The 18,813-nt window shown below is 43.0% G+C and carries 17 protein-coding genes; 7 read left to right on the top strand and 10 right to left on the bottom strand.

The features are described from left to right. Nucleotides 1–15: 15 nt before the first annotated feature. The 3 genes from MHI58_RS02190 to gabT are packed head-to-tail and all read right to left on the bottom strand — an operon-like array spanning nt 16 to nt 4,111. Nucleotides 16–1,410, bottom strand: coding sequence for an NAD-dependent succinate-semialdehyde dehydrogenase (locus MHI58_RS02190; RefSeq protein ID WP_045035017.1), 1,395 nt, complete (start codon nt 1,408–1,410; stop codon nt 16–18). Further along, the gene (locus MHI58_RS02185; protein ID WP_035703855.1) at nt 1,385–2,773 is read right to left on the bottom strand and encodes an APC family permease; all 1,389 of its coding nucleotides are present in this window, start codon (nt 2,771–2,773) and stop codon (nt 1,385–1,387) included. The genes MHI58_RS02190 and MHI58_RS02185 overlap by 26 nt, the downstream gene beginning before the upstream one ends. A 21-nt stretch (nt 2,774–2,794) precedes the next feature. Further along, nucleotides 2,795–4,111: a 4-aminobutyrate--2-oxoglutarate transaminase gene (gene gabT / locus MHI58_RS02180; protein WP_045035016.1), complete on the bottom strand. Its 1,317-nt coding sequence runs from the start codon at nt 4,109–4,111 to the stop codon at nt 2,795–2,797. A 108-nt stretch (nt 4,112–4,219) separates the two neighbouring features. Between gabT and MHI58_RS02175 the strand changes: the two genes are divergently transcribed. After that, nucleotides 4,220–5,644: a PLP-dependent aminotransferase family protein gene (locus MHI58_RS02175; protein WP_045035015.1), complete on the top strand. Its 1,425-nt coding sequence runs from the start codon at nt 4,220–4,222 to the stop codon at nt 5,642–5,644. A gap of 66 nt (nt 5,645–5,710) precedes the next feature. Here the strand turns inward: MHI58_RS02175 and MHI58_RS02170 are convergent, their stop codons facing one another. Next, complete coding sequence (locus MHI58_RS02170; RefSeq protein ID WP_232723587.1) at nt 5,711–6,445, bottom strand: LysR family transcriptional regulator; 735 nt, start codon at nt 6,443–6,445, stop codon at nt 5,711–5,713. Nucleotides 6,446–6,541: 96 nt separating this feature from the next. Between MHI58_RS02170 and MHI58_RS02165 the strand changes: the two genes are divergently transcribed. Continuing rightward, nucleotides 6,542–7,093: a DUF4865 family protein gene (locus MHI58_RS02165; RefSeq protein WP_024720198.1), complete on the top strand. Its 552-nt coding sequence runs from the start codon at nt 6,542–6,544 to the stop codon at nt 7,091–7,093. An 81-nt stretch (nt 7,094–7,174) separates the two neighbouring features. Here the strand turns inward: MHI58_RS02165 and MHI58_RS02160 are convergent, their stop codons facing one another. Continuing rightward, a complete protein-coding gene (locus tag MHI58_RS02160) occupies nt 7,175–7,486 on the bottom strand; it encodes a helix-turn-helix transcriptional regulator (protein ID WP_045035014.1) in 312 nt (103 codons plus the stop codon). A 123-nt stretch (nt 7,487–7,609) separates the two neighbouring features. Here MHI58_RS02160 and MHI58_RS02155 point away from each other — a divergent pair, with 123 nt between their 5' ends. The 5 genes from MHI58_RS02155 (at nt 7,610) to MHI58_RS02135 (ending at nt 12,988) form a co-directional block, all read left to right on the top strand. Beyond that, nucleotides 7,610–7,984 carry a hypothetical protein gene (locus MHI58_RS02155; RefSeq protein WP_045035013.1) on the top strand — a complete coding sequence of 125 codons (375 nt, stop codon included), beginning with the start codon at nt 7,610–7,612 and terminating at the stop codon, nt 7,982–7,984. A gap of 138 nt (nt 7,985–8,122) precedes the next feature. After that, nucleotides 8,123–8,989: a TetR/AcrR family transcriptional regulator gene (locus tag MHI58_RS02150; RefSeq protein WP_008347242.1), complete on the top strand. Its 867-nt coding sequence runs from the start codon at nt 8,123–8,125 to the stop codon at nt 8,987–8,989. A gap of 16 nt (nt 8,990–9,005) precedes the next feature. Further along, nucleotides 9,006–10,439 (top strand): MDR family MFS transporter, encoded by a 1,434-nt coding sequence (locus tag MHI58_RS02145; protein WP_045035012.1) that lies wholly within the window; start codon nt 9,006–9,008, stop codon nt 10,437–10,439. Nucleotides 10,440–10,613: 174 nt separating this feature from the next. Further along, nucleotides 10,614–11,990 (top strand): aspartate kinase, encoded by a 1,377-nt coding sequence (locus MHI58_RS02140; RefSeq protein WP_045035011.1) that lies wholly within the window; start codon nt 10,614–10,616, stop codon nt 11,988–11,990. A gap of 152 nt (nt 11,991–12,142) precedes the next feature. Next, entirely contained in the window at nt 12,143–12,988 is an 846-nt protein-coding gene (locus MHI58_RS02135) for a GAF domain-containing protein (RefSeq protein WP_024720194.1), read from the top strand. 32 nt (nt 12,989–13,020) lie between these two features. Here MHI58_RS02135 and MHI58_RS02130 read toward each other — a convergent pair whose 3' ends face one another. The 5 genes from MHI58_RS02130 to MHI58_RS02110 all read right to left on the bottom strand — a co-directional run bounded on the left by MHI58_RS02130 (nt 13,021) and on the right by MHI58_RS02110 (nt 18,809). Next, nucleotides 13,021–14,448, bottom strand: a complete 1,428-nt coding sequence (locus MHI58_RS02130) for a HAMP domain-containing sensor histidine kinase (RefSeq protein WP_045035010.1) — start codon at nt 14,446–14,448, stop codon at nt 13,021–13,023. After that, nucleotides 14,438–15,133, bottom strand: a complete 696-nt coding sequence (locus tag MHI58_RS02125; protein WP_017358523.1) for a response regulator transcription factor — start codon at nt 15,131–15,133, stop codon at nt 14,438–14,440. The genes MHI58_RS02130 and MHI58_RS02125 overlap by 11 nt, the downstream gene beginning before the upstream one ends. Before the next feature lie 370 nt (nt 15,134–15,503). After that, nucleotides 15,504–16,052 carry an N-acetyltransferase gene (locus MHI58_RS02120; RefSeq protein WP_041508253.1) on the bottom strand — a complete coding sequence of 183 codons (549 nt, stop codon included), beginning with the start codon at nt 16,050–16,052 and terminating at the stop codon, nt 15,504–15,506. Nucleotides 16,053–16,326: 274 nt separating this feature from the next. Beyond that, the gene (locus MHI58_RS02115) at nt 16,327–17,661 is read right to left on the bottom strand and encodes an MmgE/PrpD family protein (protein ID WP_045035009.1); all 1,335 of its coding nucleotides are present in this window, start codon (nt 17,659–17,661) and stop codon (nt 16,327–16,329) included. After that, a complete protein-coding gene (locus MHI58_RS02110) occupies nt 17,652–18,809 on the bottom strand; it encodes an amidohydrolase (protein WP_045035008.1) in 1,158 nt (385 codons plus the stop codon). Before MHI58_RS02110 ends, MHI58_RS02115 begins: the two co-directional genes overlap by 10 nt. Between the last annotated feature and the right edge of the window lie 4 nt (nt 18,810–18,813).

Here is an 18,813-nt window from a genome sequence, read left to right as displayed (position 1 = left end):
AGTCTTTTTCACATGTTATTCATCTAAACCAATTGACACATACTTCGTTTCTAAATAAGGTTCGATGCCTTCGATGCCGCCTTCACGGCCAATACCGCTCTCTTTCATACCGCCGAAAGGTGCCTGCACAGCGGATGGTCCCCCGTCATTCCAGCCAATAATCCCGTAATCTAGATTCTCAGATATATAGAGGCCATTGCGGTAATTCTCTGTAAAGAAATAAGCCGCAAGTCCAAAAGGTGTATCGTTCGCTAATTCAATGGCTTCATCTAAAGTGCTAAATGTCGTAATTGGTGCAACTGGACCAAACGTCTCTTCATGCATAATGTTCATTGAAGGGTCGACATGAGTTAGCACCGTCGGCTGAACAAAATAATACGACTTCTCCTCGTCAAAATGTGTATCGCCGCCGACAAGAACTTTCGCCCCTTTATCCACGGCATCTTGAATTTGGTCGACAATTTTATCGAAGCCTCGCTTATTGATAATCGGTCCGATGGACGTGCCTTCTTCAAACCCATTTCCTACTTTCAGCTTTTCTACTTCTTTGCTGAAGCTTTGCGCAAATGCTTCATGAATTTCTTCATGGACGATTAAGCGATTGGCACAAACACACGTCTGGCCTGCATTACGGAATTTAGATGCCACTGCTTGTTTCACAGCCAATTCAAGGTTGGCGTCCTTATCGACGATCAGCGGGGCATGACCGCCAAGTTCCATAGAAACGTGTTTAACCGTGCTCGCACTGTTTTTGATGAGATGTTTTCCAACTGGTGTTGAGCCAGTAAACGTGATCTTGCGGATCAATGGACTATCTGTGAAGATTTCCCCCACTTCTTTTCCATCTCCAATCACCCATTGCAAGGCATCCTCTGGAATTCCGGCTTCATGGCCTAATTTCACAAGTTCAATGGCCGTAAGCGGCGTGTCTTCAGCAGGTTTCACGATAAACGTACAGCCCGCCGCAAGCGCTGGTGCCGCCTTCCTTGTAATCATCGCCGCAGGGAAATTCCATGGTGTAATGGCGGCAACAGGACCGACTGGCTGTTTTGTGACAAATAGGCGTTTGTTTGTCGTATGAGATGGGATCGTTCTGCCGTAAATCCGCTTTGCTTCCTCTGCGTACCACTCAATATATCCAGCGGCATAGACGATTTCCCCTAATGCTTCTTGATACGGCTTCCCGTTTTCTTCTGTGATGATTTTTGCAAGCCTTTCTTTATGCTCGATCATGAGATCAAACCATTTTCGAATGATATTTGCACGTTCATGGGCTGACGTTTTTGCCCATGTTTTGAATGCTTTGTGTGAGCGAGTGATCGCATCTTCAATCTGTTCTTTTGTATGCTGAGCAACTGAGGCAATTTCTTCTCCGGTTGCAGGATTATACACTTTGAGTTCGTTTGTCATGCTCTATCTTCTCCTTCGTTCTTGGATTCATTACATATAGTATATACCCAATGAGTGCCCAACCTAAAAGCAAGATCCATTCAGCTGGCCATGACAAGGAGGCCGGCATGCCTGGAAAATAAAATGAAAGAAAAAGGAGACTGAGTCCAATGGCAAAAACGCCGGTCGTCCGCCAATATTTAATGCGGTATGGACGCTCAAGCTCAGGTTCTGTCTTGCGAAGTTTCATAAAGGCAATGGACACAATCAAATACCCAACGATGATGCCCACACCGCCTGCATTGACAATCCACACGAGGGCAGGACGGCCTAGTAATGGTGCAAAAAAGGCCAATGCACCTAAGAACAAAATGGCATTTGTCGGTGTTTTATACTTCGGATGAATATACGCAAACCATTTGGAAATCATGCCTCTTTCCGCCATTGCGTAGAGGATACGACTTGCACCAATGATAAAAGCATTCCAGCTCGTCACAATGCCTGCTACACCACCAATGACAAGCACAGTCCCAAACGCCTGATGACCAAGAAGCTGTACCATGGCATCTGCTGTTGCTAGTGATGAAGCCTCAAGCTGACCTTTTGACAACCCTGCCGCTACTCCAAAGACAATGAGCAGATAAAATACAACCGCACTCACAATGGAGATAATCAAAATTCTCCCGATGATTTTCTTCGGTGCGTTAATCTCCGCCGCTACCTGCGGGATGACATCAAACCCAACGAATAAAAAGGGAATCATCACTAACACAGCCATCAGACCGCCAACCCCGCCTTGAAACATCGGCTCAAGGTTTGCAAAATCTCCATTAAATGTAGCTCCGCCTAATAGAAGAAAACCTGTCAGGATAATGGCCACTGTGAACACCGATTGAAAAATGGCAGCAGGTTTTGCGCCAATGTAGTTCAGAGCTGTTAAAAACAGCGCACCGCCAGATCCAATCAACACCCATGTAAAGTAAACATCCCATCCTCCTATATTCCAAAGGAAACCAACATGCTGTGTTGGAATGACATAGTCAATGACTGTCGGAAGTGCGACCGCTTCAAACGTAATCACCGACACATAACCGAACAATACGCCCCATGCGGAGACAAACGCTGATTTGATCCCAAATGCCCGCTGGACAAAGACGAGTCCTCCGCCTGTTTCTGGAATCGCAGAGGAAAGCTCTGCATACGTTAGTCCAATAAAGATGACGAGAATGCCCCCTATGACAAAGGCAATCACACTTCCTAAAAATCCAGCTGTTAAAATCCAATCTCCCGAAAGTACAACCCAGCCCCAGCCAAGCATTGCACCAATGGATAAAAACAGTACGTCTGACTGCGACATGGTTTTAGCCATTTGTTGTTTTTGCATACAACCATCCCCCTTTGTTGTTTAGCGTGCTGTGAAGGCGTCTTCGATCATCCCTAGTCCTTCTTGCAGCAGCTCATCTGTGATGACAAGTGGTGTTAAAAAGCGAATAATATTCCCATTGATCCCTGCCGTTAATAAGAGTAGTCCGTGCTTGTTTGCATAGGCTGCAATCGCTGCGGCTGTCTTCTTATCTGGTGTACGCGTTTTTTGATCTTCCACAATTTCAATGGCCGCCATTGCCCCTAATCGCCGGACTTCCCCGATGAATGAATACTTACTTCTCCACTCATTCGCTTTGTCCTCAATGACTTGTCCAATGTGTTCAGATCGTTCATTCAGTTGTTCTGTTTCAATAATATCAAGTACAGCCAATGCCGCCACACAGCCTAATGGACTGCCAGCATACGTCCCCCCTAGCTCCCCTGGGTCCGCTGCATCAAGTAATTCTTTTCTGCCAACAACACCGCTCAGCGGCAGGCCAGCTGCAAGTGATTTTGACACAGTGATTAAGTCTGGCACCACATCGTAGTGCTCAATCGCAAAATATTTCCCTGTTCTTGCGAATCCTGTTTGGATTTCATCTGCCACGAATACGATGCCATGCTGCTGACAGAATGAAGCGACGTGCTGGACAAAACGCTTCGATGGTACAATGAATCCGCCCTCCCCTTGGACTGGCTCCATCACCACACAAGCGACTGTTTCTGGTGCAACGGTTGCGACAAAGAATTGATGGAACTGATCAATGATGTATTCGTCGTAGGCTGCATCGCTTAATCCTTCAGGTTTTTGATAGTAATAAGGATACGGCGCTTGATACACCTCTGACGCAAATGGTCCGAATCCAAATTTATAAGGCTTGACCTTGCTTGTCATGCTCATCGTCATATTCGTTCTTCCGTGGAACCCTCTTGTAAAAGAGACAACCGCTTGTCTTTTCGTATATTTACGGGCAATTTTCACTGCGTTTTCAACTGCTTCTGCACCTGAATTTAAGAAAATGGCTTTTTTGTCGTGGTCGCCTGGTGTGAGGTGGCATAGTTTTTCTGCCAATTCGATATAGGATTCGTACATCATGACATTAAATCCTGGGTGAATCAGGCTGTCTGCCTGCGCTTTGACTGCTTCCACAACCTTTGGATGGGAGTGTCCTACATTTAATGTACCGATGGCGCCTGCAAAATCGATAAAACGATTGCCATCAATATCGAAAAGCTCGGCTCCCTTTCCTTTCGCTGCAAGATGACGGTTGCCATTACTTACGCCTCTTGCGACGTATTGATCTCTTTTCCCCTGCCATTCCTCTGTTGAAAAACGGTTTGTTGTCGTTTGACTCATTGTCATCCATCCCCTTTATGTCTTTTTTATTATTCTGAATATTTTTTGGTATGATAGAAAGTACCAATATCATTTTTTTCATGGTACCAGAGAGGATGGAATGACGAGATGCTGACAATTCAACTAGATCAAACAGGGGAAAACGGGTTTATTTATCATCAAATTTACACGAAAATTAAAGAGGAAATTTTAAACCGCAACCTGCAACCACACGATCAATTACCATCTAAACGAGAGTTAGCAGATACTTTAAACGTCAGCGTCAATTCAGTGAATGGCGCCTATCAGCAGCTGCTTGCCGAGGGATATTTATATTCAGTTGAACGGAAAGGCTTTTTTGTGGAATCACTGGAAACATTTCATGAATCAGGTCAACTGAAACCCTCTTCCCTTCCAGCGGATTTAAAAGAGAATCCGATTGAGCGAGATGACTGGTATTCCTTTTCTCATATTTCTGTTGATACAGCCAATTTTCCTTTTAAAAGCTGGCTGAAAAGTGAGCAAAAAGCGATTCATCTCCACCAAGAAGCCTTTGGTGAGCTGCCGCACCCACAAGGCGTCTATGAGCTGCGGGAAACGATTGCCCGGCTGATTGGACTTGCACGAGGGGTCAAATGCTACCCTGAACAGCTCATTTTAAGTGCGGGTACACAGTCACTCATTCATTCGTTATCTAGCATCCTTCCAGCTGATCAAATATATGGATTAGAAAACCCCGGCTATCGCAGACTGTATCAAATGCTGAAAAACAATCATCACCGGATTGAAACGATTGGCATTGATCGAAAAGGGGTGCGGATGAGCGATATTCAGAAGAAAGAGCCAAATGTGTTGATCATTACGCCTTCTCATCAGTTCCCAACAGGGGTAATCATGCCGATTTCCCGGCGGATACAGCTGTTAAACTGGGCGGCTGATCAGCCAGACCGCTATATCATTGAGGACGATTATGACAGTGAATTTAAGTATGGCACAGACAGCATACCGGCGCTGCAGAGCCTTGACCGCTATGACAAAGTCATTTATATGGGGACCTTTTCGAAATCATTGCTGCCCGGCTTGAGGATCAGCTACATGGTGCTGCCACAGCATTTATTAAGACGCTATAAGGAAGAACAGCACTTTTTTATTCAAACGGCTAACCTTTTTACACAATACACCCTGCTTTATTTTATAAAAGATGGCGCCTATCAGCGGCATATTAAAAGAATGAATGGGCTATATGAGGAAAAACGAAAACAACTCATTGGAGAGCTCGATACGGTTTTTGCTGACAATGTGCGGATTATTGGTGAAAATGCTGGGCTTCATTTTATCGCAGAGTTCCGCTCAAATCGGTCTCAGCATGAGATTTTACAGCGAGCGAAAGAAAGAAAGCTAAAAATGTACGGAATGGACCGTTTTACCCTTGATGAGCATGTGCCTGGTCACAAAGAAGGCTTTGTCCCGCTCGTCCTCGGCTTTTCGCACATGCGGCCAGAAGATATTAAGCCAGCGGTGAAACGCCTGTATGACTCGATTTATGGGAAATGAAACAGCTCATGTAGATGAATCGTGGCGCTCCTTTGACGGGACTAAACCCACAGAGGAGTGTTACGATCACATTCTTTCATAAACGTAATAGTTGATGTGAATATTTTTTTCTAGCAATTTCACGAGTGTTTGAAGGCTTTTTAAGTTGGTTGGCAGTAACGCAATACCATCTCCCTGTTCAACGATTTTGATCATTCCTTCAAACGAATCTAACTCAAATAAGGTTCGATCACCCAGCATACGCATGGCCTCATGTCTTAATGGGCAAAGCTGATCACGATTCACGACTAATGAAATATCATCATCGTATATCTCTTTGGATTTTCCATATACGTTCAATGCCAAGCTCTTTACCTCTTTTAATTGATATTCCGGTTTTTCCATTTGATTAAAAGAAATAATTTGATCATACACATCCTCTGTTAACTTTTTGTTGATCGTACTTGATGAAGCAATGATAAAATCAGTGGCTTGAATATCCTCTAAAACATGCTGCTCGTATAAAACGTTAAATAGAAGCTCAGAACATAAAACGGTCTTTTTCTTTGAAGTCAATTTTTGCTGAATGGCCTTCGTTTCTTTTACGATTTTTTGAGCGTATTGATAAAATAAATCCCCCTGTCCTGTTGAACTGATTCCATGATGATGCCGGATAAAAAATGTTGCATCATATAAAGTTTCAAGCGCTTTGATTCTTTGAGAAATATTGGATTGCGCATACCCTAAAGCTTTAGCCGCTTGATTAATCGATTCTTTTTGATACACCTCTATAAAAATAATCAAATCATTTAAATTCAACATGATCACCTATCACTTTTTGTGATAACAATAACACAAATATGTATTATTCAACTGGTTTGAAGTCGATTATGATGGCTATTGAAAGGGAGTGTTTCTATGCATGCCATGCAATATCATGTGGATCTGCCTGCGGATTATGATATGAATATCATTAGAAAAAGAGTACGAAACAATGGATGGAAAACAGATGGATATCAGGATTTATTATTTAAAGCTTATTTGATCACTGAAAAAGACAAACATAGGAGTTTACACAATGGCTATTGCCCATTGTATATTTGGAAACAATCTGAGGGCATGACGGATTTTGTGTTTAAGGGATCATTTGATCATATTTTACGTTCTTTTGGCTGGAAACAAATCAATATTGGCATCACGTATTCCGTTCATTTAACAGATGATTTTCATCGTAGCACATTCGTTCTTGAAGAGTATGTGACGATTCATCCTACTGATTGCCTGGAAAACCTAGATATCGCCCATCTCTTTTCCCATTTTAACGACAATAAGGGTGAAGTCATCGTATATAACCCCGATAAATGGAAATGCGTCAAATATTCTTTTCTAGACTCATTGCCAGTGAATATAGAGAAGCAAATTCACACTTATGAGATTATCCATCTGTCTATGGATCATTCAATGGCCTAATTCCGTTTTACACGAGACGCATCACAAATCCCCAAGGTTACAATGCCTTGGGGATTTGTCATTTGTTGATGCAAGACTCTCTTACCACCGATCCTTGTCAACAGCTAATACGGATGACAAGAGGCCTGGAAAAGCGGTATCAATGTCGTCCTTTCTGAGAGAGTAGTAACGGTGCTTCCCGTCAATTCTCACTTTCACGATGCCTGCTTCTCTTAGTACTTTAAAGTGATGCGACAGCGTGGATTTGGCAATGTTCATATGATACGTACCACATGTCCTCTCACCCGCTTCTGCTAAGCAGCGGACAATTTCCAGCCGAACAGGGTCAGCCAATGCTTGCAGCACAGAAATGAGTCTCATGTTTTCTTGGGTTGGATGATTTGGATTATTCATACGATAAATGTATCGTATTTTGTTCTAACATACAATCTCGTTACTCGCCTATGACATTGTAACGCGACAACCTTTGGAAACGACTATGACTCATAGACACTATTTTGAAGGGAAGAACCTTATTTGACACGTACAATATGGACTTGCTTATTCATGCTCTTATTGGCAACGAGCTTATGCGCCTGCCAATCTGTTCAGCAATTTGAGTCAAAACCACCTAGTGCAGAAGAGTTATTAGCTCTCGATCCACAGGCAGATTTATTTCAATGGGAAGAAACGATCTATGAAACAAACATAGATTGGACAAAATCATTAAATGTAACAAAAAATCAGCAAGTAGGTGTCATTCAGAAAACAGCTACCACACATTTTGAACATGGAACAGCTTCTCGGTTGAAAAAAGGAACACCTATTTACTCTGTCGAGGAGCGAGAAGACCTTTTGATCATCGAACGTAACGGACAGATCCACATATATGCCGCACATGCGGAAGGATAAAATACCTGTCATCAGATAGGTATTTTTTTAAGTTCATTTTCTTGTCATGTGCCATTGGTTTTGTTATCATAGCAAAAGTGACCACTCGGTTTCCATTGTGACCATATGGTTTTGCCGATTCGGAAAGGACTTATGAAGATGAACGAAAAGCAAGAAGAGATTTTGCGGGTATCGAAGAAATTATTTTCTCAAAAAGGCTATATGAGTGTCTCCATGCAGTCAATTGCTGATGCCTGTAAAATATCAAAAGCGTCTATTTATAAACTGTTTGATTCAAAGGAAGCTCTTCTATTGGAACTGATTAAATACAATCAGCGCAAAATGAGAGAGATTTCTCAGATCATTCATTCCGAAACGACGCTGTCCAAAAAGGAAAAATTCACAAAAAAGATTAAGCTTGAGCTTGAAGAGTTTAAAGAGAATCATAAATTTTTGAATATGCTGTCCTTTGAAGCTTTTTCACAGCATTCGCCCATCGTCATTAAGCATTTACGTGAGACACGCTCCATTATCATGCAGCGGCACAGAGACATCATTTTAAGCACATATGGTGAATCTGTTGCGCCTTATGTGTGGGATCTTGTGATTGTCCTCAACGGATTAATGCGAGAATTCATCTTGATGTTGGCGATCGAGCACAAGAACATCCAATTAGAAAATGCCGCCGAAATGATCATCGGTGTGATGGATCGTGTATCAATAAAGCCTTGCTCCATTGAGCCTGTGCTAACAGATCAGCTGATGGACTCTTATTTGCTTTCCACACAGGAAGAATATGATGAAGAAAAGCTTGTCATCTCGTACTTAACAAAAATAAAACAAGAGCTTCACACACTATCAAACGGAGAAGAAAAGGACGATCTCCTCTCTGCGTTTGAACTGCTGAGTCAAGAACTGTCAAAGGACCAACCGAGAACCTTTTTAATCAGCTCATTGCTTGATTATTTAGGCAAACACAGCGTTTTATCTCAAAACGTGTCACAGCTGAAAAGCATTATTTTATAGATAAAGAAGGGATAATATGAACCAATCAACAACATCGTATAACCGGTCTGTGATTGTTGGGATTTTCCTCGTTGGGGCGTTCGTTGCGATCTTAAACCAAACGCTTCTCATTCCAGCGATCCCGCATATCATGGAAGAGTTCAATATTGATGTCAGTAAAGGCCAATGGCTGACCACAGCCTTTATGCTGACAAACGGGATTCTCATCCCAATTACGGCCTTTTTAATTGAGAAATTTTCAAGCCGTTCCTTAGTCTTAACGGCTCTTAGCATTTTTACAGCAGGTACCATTCTTGCTTCGTTCGCCACGAATTTCCCGGTGCTTCTTGCAGCACGTATCGTGCAGGCAGCCGGCGCAGGAATTTTGATGCCGCTCATGCAAACGATCTTTTTAACCATTTTCCCAAAAGAAAAACGCGGGCAAGCCATGGGTATGGTCGGACTAGTGATTTCATTCGCACCGGCGCTTGGACCAACACTTGGCGGCTGGATTGTCGATTCCTTTAGCTGGAAGTTCTTATTCTATATTGTTCTTCCAATCGGTATTATTGATCTCATTCTTGCTTTCTTCTTAATGAAAAATGTCACACAGCAAAGAGACACTCGTATCGATGTCTTATCGGTGATCCTGTCTTCCTTCGGATTTGGTGGACTGCTGTACGGATTTTCAAGTGTCGGAACGTATGGTTGGACGAGTGCGACCGTTCTGATTTCACTCATTGTCGGCGCTGTGAGCTTGTTCTTCTTTATCCTGCGTCAGTCGAATTTGAAAAGACCGATGCTTGAGTTTGGCGTCTTTAAGTTTGCGATCTTTAGCTTAACGACCTTCCTCGGTATGCTCGTCTTTGCCTTACTGATTGGAACAGAGACGATTCTGCCGCTCTATACGCAGAATGTCAGAGGGTTATCTGCCCTTGATACAGGGCTGATCTTATTGCCAGGGGCTCTCTTTATGGGATTCCTATCACCGATTATCGGACGAATTTTTGACAAAGTAGGCGGTAAAGGGCTGGCTCTAGGCGGGTTTACGATATTAGCTGTCACTTCCCTGCCATTTATGATGCTGAGCCTTGATTCATCGATTGCCCTCATTACAGTGGCCTACACGCTTCGCTTAATTGGGGTTGGGATGATCATGATGCCGCTGACAACAGCAGGTATTAACTCGTTACCACCGCATTTGATTCCGCACGGGACAGCAATGAATAATACGATGAGACAAATGGGCGGCTCTATCGGGACGGCTGTGCTTGTCTCCATTATGAGCAGCTCTGCTGCCAATGCAGCATTATCCGATCCAATGAAGTCAGCCGTTCATGGCATGAATACGTCATTTATCGTGTCTGGTGCTATTGCGGTCATTGGACTCGTCCTTTCATTCTTCTTAAAAGAAAAACGTGAAAACAAAGTGATGAAGCAGGAGCTATCTTCTTCGTCCTCTTCTTCATAAAGACAAAGAGCTCGGCATATCGCCGGCTCTTTTTTCATATATTCATACATAACGTCCTCTCCAAAAATACATTTGTTCATTCAGAGAAGAAAAACCTTGATAATTTGAAGAAAAGAGTTGATAATAGAAACTATTCAATTTGTGAGAAAATTTTTACTATAGGAGATGTATGCATTGAAGGTCGTTAAATTTGGTGGCAGTTCTCTTGCTTCTGGCAAGCAGCTGCAAAAGGTATTTGACATTGTCACAGCAGATCCAGCTCGAAAAGCAGTCGTTGTTTCCGCACCAGGAAAACGGCATTCAACGGATACGAAGGTCACCGATCTATTAATTAGCTGCGGTGAACAATATTTACGTTTAGGTGAAGCACACGATTTACAAGAAGCTGTCATCGAGCGATATGCCTCGATTGCGGATGAGCTGGGATTAGGTCAAGACATTATTGACACCATCCGGCAAGATGTAAACACGTTATTACAGGCTGATTCTTCTCATCCTGAGCGGTATCTTGATGCGATTAAAGCAAGCGGTGAAGATAATAACGCAAAGCTGATTGCAGCCTACTTTCAGCATCAAGGCGTCGAAGCGCACTATGTGAATCCAAAAGAAGCCGGTCTATTTGTCAGCGACGAGCCTGGTCAAGCGCAAGTCCTTCCAGAATCGTATGATCATTTGTACAAATTAAGAGAACGCTCTGGCATTATTGTGTTCCCTGGCTTTTTCGGTTTTAGTCTAGCGGGTGATATCGTCACTTTTTCCCGCAGTGGATCAGACATTACCGGTTCCATTTTGGCAAATGGACTGAAGGCAGATGTGTATGAAAACTTTACGGATGTGGATGCAGTCTACGCCGTCAATCCAACGATCGTTCATGAACCAAAGGAAATCACAGAGCTGACATATCGTGAAATGCGTGAATTGTCCTATGCGGGTTTTTCTGTATTTCATGATGAGGCACTTATTCCAGCCTTTCGGGCAGGCATTCCTGTTCAGATTAAGAACACCAATAATCCAGCGGCCAAAGGCACGAAAATTGTAAATCAACGGGATCATACGAATGGCCCTGTTGTGGGAATCGCATCAGACAATGGATTTTGCAGTATTTATATCAGTAAGTATTTGATGAACCGAGAAGTGGGCTTTGGACGTAAGGTGTTGCAAACGTTAGAGGAATATGGACTTACGTATGAACACGTGCCTTCTGGCATTGATGATATGACCATTATTTTAAGGCAGGATCAGCTGGAGGAGCAGCAGATTGAACAAGAGCTTTTAGACCGATTAAAGCTTGTGCTTGATGCAGATGAAGTGGTTCTAGAACGGAACCTCTCGCTTATTATGGTCGTAGGAGAAGCGATGCGTCATAATGTTGGTACAACAGCAAGAGCGGCAAAAGCGCTGTCAAAAGCCAAAGTGAATATTGAAATGATCAACCAAGGCTCTTCAGAGGTGAGCATGATGTTTGGCGTCAAAGCGGCTCAAGAAAAAGAAGCCGTTCAAGCCTTATATGAGGAATTTTTCTCTATGTCCACGGTGCCTGTCTCCATTTAATCAGCAGACTGTCAGATCTCCGGATCGGCAGTCTTTTTGATCTCACACGATTTGCGCATTAAAGTATATCTATTTCTCGTTTGATTTTGTATGATAGAGACAAATCAACTATTGTTCCGGCCATTGATCGGAGCTACAAGGAGTCCTAATCCATGCCTCGTCAACAACTATTAAAACAGTTTCGCAATTTTCATGATGCTTCTACAAGTATTTTAAACATGATGAGTCAATTCATTCATATGAATACACTGTTTATTGCTAAAAATGATCAAAACACCAATCAGATTGTGAAGGTGCTAAATCATGACGAGCAGCTTCTTGAAGAAGGGGAAGAAAATCCTTACGAGAAGACATTTTGCAAGCTGGCGGTCGATCATCGCGATACGCTGTTGATCCCTGATATCCGCTTGGACGAGCGTTCAAAAAACTTAGACGTCACGAAACAGCTGCAAGGCGGCTCATTTATTGGGGTTCCCATCGATTTTACTGATGGTACGAACTATGGAACCATTTGTGGACTTGATCTAAGGCCGCAGCAATTTACAGAAGAGCATGTTCATATGTTTGAAACGATGGCATCTTTGTTGAGTTACGTCTTAGAACTCGACCAGGCCAATCGGCAGATTCAGCAATTATCTGTACCGATCGTACCTGTTGTTGACGGTGTCGCCGTGCTCCCTCTTCTTGGTGATATCGAAGAGACACGTGCGCAGCATATTTTAGAAACCATTTTACAGGAAAGCTACAGGCTGTCGCTCTCTCATTTGGTCATTGATGTTTCAGGGACAAAAAGACTCAATGAACAAAGCATTCAATACTTGGTCAGCTATGCGCAAACGTTAAGACTTTTAGGCATTTCAGCTGTTTTAACAGGAATAAAGCAAGACCTTGCGCTGAGTGCGATTCAATCGAATATTTCATTTAAAGACATCACCATTCGTAAGGATTTACCGCAGGCACTTGCCCATATCGGCCTAACGTTCTCAAAAACAGAATAAGTGATGATACACCAAAAAGGGCTAAACGGAGTTTAGCCCTTTTCCTGTGGTAGCGGCAATCGAATGATAAATGTTGTTCCCTTATGTTTTTCACTTTTTAAATCAATCTGTCCGTCATGCAAGTCCACAAGCTGCTTGACAATCGACAGGCCAAGTCCGTATTCTCCATATGGTGTATTCGTTCTCGAAATATCCGCTTTATAAAAACGTTCCCAAATGTGTTTGACTTCTTCAGGTGCAATACCGATTCCCGTGTCTTCTACTTCAATGATCGTTTCTCCATTCTCTTCTTTCCCTCTCAAAGAAATACGGCCGCCTTCTGTAAATTGGATGGCGTTCTTTGTGATGTTGACGAGGATTTGAATGAGCCGGTCATAATCTGCGTATACCTTTTGTTCAGGGTGAACCTCTACCATGAGCTGATTGTTTTTCTCTTCAGCCATTCGGCTCAGCTGCTCTTTAATCACTTCAAACGTATCAATGAGTGGATAGTGAAATTTTTGAAGGGTGATTTGATTCGACCTGATTTTCTCATAATCCATATTTTCATTGACGAGACGCAGCATTCGTTTTGTTTCATCAGTGATGAGCGCATAGCATTTCTCTTTCTCTTCTGCCGGCACATCCGCAGTATTCAGCCATTCGACCAATCCTCGAATGGTCGTCAGCGGTGTTTTCAATTCGTGAGACACATCCGCAATGAATTGGCGTCTCCGTTTTTCAAGCCGGTCAATTTCCTCTCTTGACCGTTGAAGACGATTGGCCATCATATTAAAATCCTCACCTAGTGTGCCAATTTCATCAAGGTGTTTGTTTTCAAGATGAATGTTGTAGTCACCATGTGCAATTTTCTCAGTTGCCTCTCTCAGTTTTTTGATACGATTCACATGGAACTTCGACAGAAACAGACTGAGAATAAAGGTAATCGTCAATGCCACAAACACGATGATATATAAATACCGGTTCATTTGAGCAATCAGCTCTTCTGCTCCTTGAATAGGAGCTATGAGCACCACCCCGCCCTTCAGCTTTCCGTCTTCCATGACAGGAAGTGCCACTAAGGATGCTTCTTGATCAAGCCGGCGTGAATCACTCCGCTTGACTATGATTTCTTCTCCTTTTGAGAGCTTTGCCCACAAATCCTTTGTGAGTAAAGCTTCATGCGGCGGCATCTCTTGCTGCTGAGACAGCACAGTCCCTTTTTCATCAAAGACGAAAAAGCGAATTTGTCTTGTCGAGAGAATGTCTTCAAATGGACGAAGGCGGAAGTTCATCTCGGCTTTCGGCAACTGTTGAAAATTCTGCAAAATTTCATTCCCATAAGATTTCATTTCATCCACTCTGTTCTGATAGGCGATATCTTTTACAAAATGAGACATGAGGGTGCTGATAATAATGATAGCAATGAGCAATAACCCAAGGTGACTAATCAGCAACTGGTAAAAATATTTAATCTTCATCGAACTTATACCCTACGCCCCATACCGTATACAGAAAGGGCTTAGGTCCGTCTCCGATTTTTTGGCGCAACCGTTTAATATGAACATCAACTGTTCGTTCATCACCATAAAATTGGTATCCCCAAATTTGCTCAAGCAATTGTTCTCGTGAAAATACTTGCCGAGGATGCTGTATAAAAAAGCACAGCAGATCGTATTCCTTTGGCGTTAAATTTTCGATCCGTTTCCCCTCTAGAAACACTTCTCTCGTTTTTTTATCTAACTGAAAATGTTCGGTCTCTAGCCGTTCACCCTCTTTCGCTCCTTCTTGAGTAGATGTTGTTTGAGCAAAACGTCGTTTCACTGCTTTGATTCTTGCCATTAAGGTGAGCGGACTAAAGGGTTTTGTCACATAATCATCTGCCCCAAGATCGAAGCCCAGCACCTGATCAGATTCCGTTTCCTTTGCTGTCAGCATAATAATCGGAACATCACTAATCTGGCGTACTTTTTGACAAATGGTCAGACCATCCATTGAAGGAAGCATGACATCTAAGATGAGCAGATCCCAATCCTCCTCTTGCTTAAATCGATTCAATCCTTCTAATCCATCATGGACGAATTCCGCTTGAAATCCTTCTCGTTGAAAAAACATATCCGTCATTGTACAAACACTCTGGTTATCTTCAATCATTAATATTTTCATCATCAGCCTCCGCTGTTGCCTTTGTTTTTCTTTATGTAGCTTTATTTTACATGTTCCTTCTCAAATCTCAATTGGATTGATACGATTTCATGAACTTATCATGCTTTGGTCATCTTTTATTCATACTTTTTGATGGAGCTGACATTTTGGGGAATCACATTGTTCTTTTTTAATATAGTAGAATGGAAAAATGAAGGAATTGTAGAGGATAGTCTAAGATGAGGACAGTGTCATTTACGTTCTTTGAGAAGAAGAAGTCTCCCATGAAGTAAAAGAATGAAATGACACGCTTCCTGATCGTTATAAATGGTCTATATAAAACAGTTTGGAACTGGACATGCATATCGAGGGCGGGTGTGCCCTAACGAAGCTAATTGTGTTTTTCTATAAGGCACCCCATTTCGATGCGAATTTCCTTTTTCTTCATATCTTCATTTGAATAAGAGTTGACATTTAATCCAATCAGTTGAAAGCCATTTTTCAAATAAAACTGGATAGCTGGAAAATTGGATGATTGGGTTTCTAATACAATCATTCTAACTCCCAATTCACGAGCGCGTTTTTTTGCCATTTTAATGAAAGTGCTGCCAATACCTTTTCTTTTAAATTGTTTATCCACATATAAATCATGAATGAGTAATGTATTATTCCATTTCATGTGTTGAATGACTATAATTCCAGTTTCTTCACCATTCATCTCTGACACGTAAACCTCTGAACCCTCTTTATATGGATCGAAAATCTCCTCTTTTAGATTTTTTTTAACTGGCGCTTCAAATTCTTCTTCTGTAAGGGAGATGTTCCAACCATTGTGACTGGTTTCCATATGAATATCATAGTATTTTTCAGATGTATATTGATAATATACTTGTTTTCCTTTAGGATAATTTTTTTGATAGATACGACGAATCGTTAACATTTCATACTCCCTTCATTTCAATGATTTAAATCTTTAAACGTACTACTAAATTCGTCGATTTGCGATTTGATACCTTTAAAAATACACCTAAAAGATAAAACTCGTTTTGCCTCTGTCATAGAATAGGGTCGTTTTTAAATGTGATTGTTGTAGATCAAGATCAATTGTTACCTGACGAAGAGAATATCTTCTTTGACGTCATAGAGTGTATTCACTCATATGAAGAATAAAGACATTTAAAAAAGCTCATCTCCAAAGATGAGCTTTTTTCATATCACACGAGCAACTTCAGATAGGCAGCGTCATTTCCCTCTTCAACCGCCTGTAAAAGCTGCTTTGCCTGTGATGTGCTGGTGACGCTGCTTAACTTTTGTATGATGTCTTCTGTCGATAACGCACAGCCTGGTGCTCCCCGAGGGATATCGACTCGTTTGCTGATGGTGGTTCCGTCAGATAAGGTGAGCTTTACAATCGTAAATCGTCCTTTTGGCACTGCGTCTGGATGGGGTTCTGTCGTTTGATCATATACTCTATTCACCCGCTTCATCCATGTCCGCAGCTCTGGTGAAATGGCTTTTTTCGTAAAAGCATCCAGTGATAAAGGTTGTCCAAACACCGCTAGTGCGATGACATACTCGACACTAAATCGTCCCTCTTCTCCCGTCAAAGGTGTCCGCTCCGTGAGTGCGGCATCTCCGCCAGGCGGAAACATGACGTCGACCTGTTCGATCTTCCCCTGTAAGGAAGAGTGTTCTTGTACTAATGACTCGATCGCATCAGCTGCATGATGCGCCGCTGAACAGAACGGATACACTTTAAACCATAGACCTGGCGACACGATACGCCACGCAGTGCCATAGTCGTCTAGCAGACGTCTTTCCGCTAGTTTCTGATCCCCATAGAGAGAAAAGAAGCCAAGCTTTCCATCCAGAAGCGATTCACTCCCGCCAAAACCTGAGCAAGCTAAATCCATGGACCATACGGCTGTTTTAGCGGCGAGGCCAGCTTGTAATGGTTTCATATCAGCCCCAAACTGCTTTCGCATTCCAGCTGATTGCGCACCTGCAAAGCCGATCGCTTTCGCCAGCTCTTTCTGTGAAACTTGTTTCAAATAACCAATCGCACAGACTGCTGCAATGGCTCCGAGAGTTCCGGTATTATGCCAGCCCCGCTCATAGTGCGACTTGCCGATGGATTCACCTAGCCTTGCCATTACTTCCACGCCAGTAATGTAGGCTGCTAGAAATCGATCACCGTACGCCTCCCCGTTGGTCAGCTGGGAAAGCAAGGCCGGGATGATGACCGCACTTGGGTGTCCTCTCACATCAGAATGCACATCATCATAATCAAGGGCGTGAATCAGGTAGCCATTTAGCATGGCTGCGGATTGACGGCTGACCTTCTTCCCTTGTCCAATGACGGGAATTTGAGCAGCACCGCCTTCTTGTTCCACCAACGCCATGAGCTTCTGAATCCCTTCATCCTCTTTTGCAGCAAGCGCTGCTGCCGCAGCGTCTAACAGACCGTTTCGAGCCATTTGAACGGCCTGTTGATCTTGCAGCGGATCAGCAGAGAGCACTGCCTCTGCGAGCTGTTTCGTTAGTTCCATGATCTTGACTCCAACGCCCGAACCGCAAGCTCGGAGAAGAAAGCAGCGGCAACAGGGAGTGCGTCTTCATTTAACGTAAAGGCAGGGTGATGCCATTCCTCGGTACCGCTCGTCCCCATCCATATGAAAAAGCCTGGAATGCGTTCTTGGTAAAGGGCAAAGTCTTCTCCGCCTGGTGACTGTTCTGCCTCTAATACTGCGAGATCAAGTGCTCCTGCCGTTTCTTCCACAACCTTTGTCAAACGCTCGTCATTCATCACAGAAGGCAAATACGGATGCCATTTCACTTTTGCCTTTGCGCCAAATCCTTCTGCGATACCGCTCACGATTTGTTTCATGAGATCTGGAACCATCGCTCTCACTTCAGGTTCAAACGTCCGAACGGTCCCTTCCATCTCGACGCGATCAGGTATCACATTCCATGATGTGCCGCCTTGAATACGTGTGATGCTGACAACCGCATGATGCAAAGAACTAATGCGGCGGCTGACAATTTGCTGTAGGGCGCTTGTGATCTGACCGCTGATGGCAATCGGATCAATTGTGTGATTTGGAATTCCAGCATGACCTCCCGTTCCTTTAATGTCAATTTCAAAGCGATCGACACTCGCCATTAATGCTTTTTCTCTTATCCCAATGGTGCCAACTGGCAGGTTAGGTTTATTGTGCATACCAAATATCGCATCCACTCCATTTAAGACGCCTGCCTCTATGACGTGTTTCGCTCCTTGCGCCACTTCCTCAGCCGGCTGGAACAAAATGCGCACTGTTCCCTTGAGCTCATGTTTCCGTTCGTTTAATAGGACGGCCGCACCAAAAATCGAAGCGGTATGGAAATCATGGCCGCATGCATGCATTTTTCCTTGTATCTTTGAAGAAAATGGTTCACCAGATGCTTCTTCAATTGGAAGTGCGTCAATATCGGCTCTCAGAGCAATCGTTGGTCCCTCTTGTTCTCCTTTGATTTCACAAACGACTCCTGTTTGAAGATCTGGGAAATCGAGCACTGTGATCCCTTCCTCTTCTAACCAGCCTCGTAGTTTTTTTGTCGTTTCATACTCTTCAAATGCTAGCTCTGGATGCTCATGAAGCGCTCGGCGTATGTTAATTAAACGTTTGTTTAAAGCTTCATTTCTTAATGATTTCACTGAT

Origin of the sequence: Bacillus sp. FSL K6-2869, assembly GCF_040869405.1 — a bacterium.
Lineage (GTDB): Bacteria > Bacillota > Bacilli > Bacillales > Bacillaceae > Bacillus > Bacillus altitudinis.
Note: the sequence above shows the minus strand (reverse complement) of the source record. Positions and strands in the feature narration are given on the sequence as shown.

Bases quoted from the DNA above. Each gene is read 5' to 3' on its own strand.
- MHI58_RS02190 (WP_045035017.1), bottom strand. From the start codon at position 1,410: ATGACAAACGAACTCAAAGTGTATAATCCTGCAACCGGAGAAGAAATT.
- MHI58_RS02185 (WP_035703855.1), bottom strand. From the start codon at position 2,773: ATGCAAAAACAACAAATGGCTAAAACCATGTCGCAGTCAGACGTACTG.
- gabT (WP_045035016.1), bottom strand. From the start codon at position 4,111: ATGAGTCAAACGACAACAAACCGTTTTTCAACAGAGGAATGGCAGGGG.
- MHI58_RS02175 (WP_045035015.1), top strand. From the start codon at position 4,220: ATGCTGACAATTCAACTAGATCAAACAGGGGAAAACGGGTTTATTTAT.
- MHI58_RS02170 (WP_232723587.1), bottom strand. From the start codon at position 6,445: ATGTTGAATTTAAATGATTTGATTATTTTTATAGAGGTGTATCAAAAA.
- MHI58_RS02165 (WP_024720198.1), top strand. From the start codon at position 6,542: ATGCATGCCATGCAATATCATGTGGATCTGCCTGCGGATTATGATATG.
- MHI58_RS02160 (WP_045035014.1), bottom strand. From the start codon at position 7,486: ATGAATAATCCAAATCATCCAACCCAAGAAAACATGAGACTCATTTCT.
- MHI58_RS02150 (WP_008347242.1), top strand. From the start codon at position 8,123: ATGAACGAAAAGCAAGAAGAGATTTTGCGGGTATCGAAGAAATTATTT.
- MHI58_RS02145 (WP_045035012.1), top strand. From the start codon at position 9,006: ATGAACCAATCAACAACATCGTATAACCGGTCTGTGATTGTTGGGATT.
- MHI58_RS02135 (WP_024720194.1), top strand. From the start codon at position 12,143: ATGCCTCGTCAACAACTATTAAAACAGTTTCGCAATTTTCATGATGCT.
- MHI58_RS02130 (WP_045035010.1), bottom strand. From the start codon at position 14,448: ATGAAGATTAAATATTTTTACCAGTTGCTGATTAGTCACCTTGGGTTA.
- MHI58_RS02125 (WP_017358523.1), bottom strand. From the start codon at position 15,133: ATGAAAATATTAATGATTGAAGATAACCAGAGTGTTTGTACAATGACG.
- MHI58_RS02120 (WP_041508253.1), bottom strand. From the start codon at position 16,052: ATGTTAACGATTCGTCGTATCTATCAAAAAAATTATCCTAAAGGAAAA.
- MHI58_RS02115 (WP_045035009.1), bottom strand. From the start codon at position 17,661: ATGGAACTAACGAAACAGCTCGCAGAGGCAGTGCTCTCTGCTGATCCG.